Here is a 2,016-nt window from a genome sequence, read left to right as displayed (position 1 = left end):
TTACCGCGGGCGTTAGGCCTTCCTAAACTATCAATGGCGCATATCCACGAAATCGAAACGGGCCGATTGCTCCTGCGCCAATGGCGCTCGTGCGACTTTCCTGCGTTCGCGCAAATGAACGCGGACGAAGAAGTTATGCGCTTCTTTCCGGCAAGGCTGAGCGAGCAGGAGAGTAATGCCATGGCGCAACGATGCTCCGACCTCATTGAACAGCGAGGCTGGGGATTTTGGGCAGTTCAGGAAAGATCGTCTCACTCATTCATTGGTTTCATTGGGCTGCATGTACCGACTGCCGACCTCCCGTTCTCGCCTTGCGTGGAGATCGGCTGGCGGCTGGCTCGACATTCTTGGGGCAAGGGACTGGCGACGGAGGGAGCCAGCGCTGTGCTTGCATTCGCCTTCAATGAGCTGTCGTTGCCTGAGGTGGTTGCTTTCACTACTTTGAGCAATGAACGTTCGGTGCGCGTGATGAAACGACTGGGAATGCAAAAGGATGAACTCACCTTTCAACATCCGTCGCTGCCAGAAGGCCACCCAATGCGTGAGCATTGCCTGTATCGCGCATCTGCCACNTCCGTCGCTGCCAGAAGGCCACCCAATGCGTGAGCATTGCCTGTATCGCGCATCTGCCACCAGCCTAACGGGTCGTTCCAGAGGACGCCTACAAGTTCGCAGCGCTTCGGCCAAGCCAAGCGAGGCGCCTCTGAACTAAGGCGTTAGGCAACACAGTATTAGCGTACTCGGAGACTTTAATGTCCTCAACGAAACGAATCCAGTTCACCACAAAGATCAAAGCACCTGCAAGCGTGGTCTGGCACCACATCACTGATCTTGAAAGCTACAAGCGGTGGACATCAGCATTCGCCGAGGGCTCATACTTTCAGGGCTCATGGGAGCAGGGGGCGAAGATCAAATTCTTGGCACCTAGTGGTGATGGAATGGTGTCCGAGATTGCCGAGAGTCGGGCCAATGAATTCATTTCAATCCGACACCTTGGCTTCACCGCAAGCGGAGTGGAGGACACCACGAGCGAAGCAATACGCGCCTGGGCGCCAGCCTACGAGAACTACACTTTATTGCCCTCGACGGAAGGCACGACCATGGTTGTTGACCAAGAAGTCGCCGCTGAGTGGGAGGAATACATTTCCCAAGCATGGCCGAAGGCTCTTGAAATTCTCAAAGAACTCAGCGAGGCCGCCAGTGTCGCCTAACTGTTTGGTCAAGCTGACGCCAACAGGCTCTGCCTGTTGGTGCCCTCCGCTTCGCTGCGGCGCAGCTTACCGCGGGCGTTGAGGCTGCAGAAAAACTTCCCAGGAGGAGCGCAGTGTTGTCATCGCAGAAAAATCGACCTCTCAGAACGACCCAGGATCGACGATCTCATTGCCGGGAGTGGTTCAAGGACCCTGTAAAACGACCGCGTAGCGCGAGCGCGGGAGTTTTTCTGCAGCCTCGTTAGGCCTATCCGAACTCAACTTATGAATACTTCGCAACAGGATTTCCTGCGTGCCAAACGGAACAACAATCGCGCCGGACTTGCGATTTTTGTCATTTTTCTTGCTTGGGTGCCAACATACCTTTTGGTTCTTCGGCCGGCATTGAACCAATGGCTGTCGCAGTACATACAGTCCTATCCCGCAGCATTTCACCTCATTCCTATCATTGGAGGAATGGTTCTGGTCGGTTGGCCATTGGCTAAGCTGTACCCACCACCGGCACTCCCAGGGCAAGCCGATGCGAAGTGACTTTTACGTGGGGGTGTGCTTCTTCCTTGTTGGTGCAACCGCAATTGCGTTCTACGGCCTTGCCGCAAGAAAGCTGTTTGGAAGCTCGTTAGACTTTGTTCAACTGTTGGCTTATCACGCAAATACAGATTCGCTGCCACTGAAGCTTAAGCTGCTGGAAGCGGCTCTTAGAGTCATCAAGTTTTTTGGTGTGGTAATGCTAGTACTCGGCCCCTTTATTGCCTTCCACTAGGGAAAAAGTGCCTCCGCTCATCAGCCTAACCGTTTGGTCAAG

General features: G+C 54.4%; 2 protein-coding genes. Both read left to right on the top strand.

What is annotated here, in order from left to right:
- Positions 1-33 precede the first annotated feature (33 nt).
- Entirely contained in the window at positions 34-606 is a 573-nt protein-coding gene (locus EIP75_RS23715; protein ID WP_125245659.1) for a GNAT family N-acetyltransferase, read from the top strand.
- A gap of 146 nt (positions 607-752) precedes the next feature.
- Positions 753-1,211, top strand: a complete 459-nt coding sequence (locus EIP75_RS23710) for an SRPBCC domain-containing protein (protein ID WP_125245658.1) — start codon at positions 753-755, stop codon at positions 1,209-1,211.
- Positions 1,212-2,016 lie beyond the last annotated feature (805 nt).

Origin of the sequence: Aquabacterium soli (assembly GCF_003933735.1) — a bacterium.
Lineage (GTDB): Bacteria > Pseudomonadota > Gammaproteobacteria > Burkholderiales > Burkholderiaceae_C > Aquabacterium > Aquabacterium soli.
The sequence above is the reverse complement of the archived record's forward strand: the minus strand, read 5'-3'. Positions and strand labels throughout refer to the sequence as shown.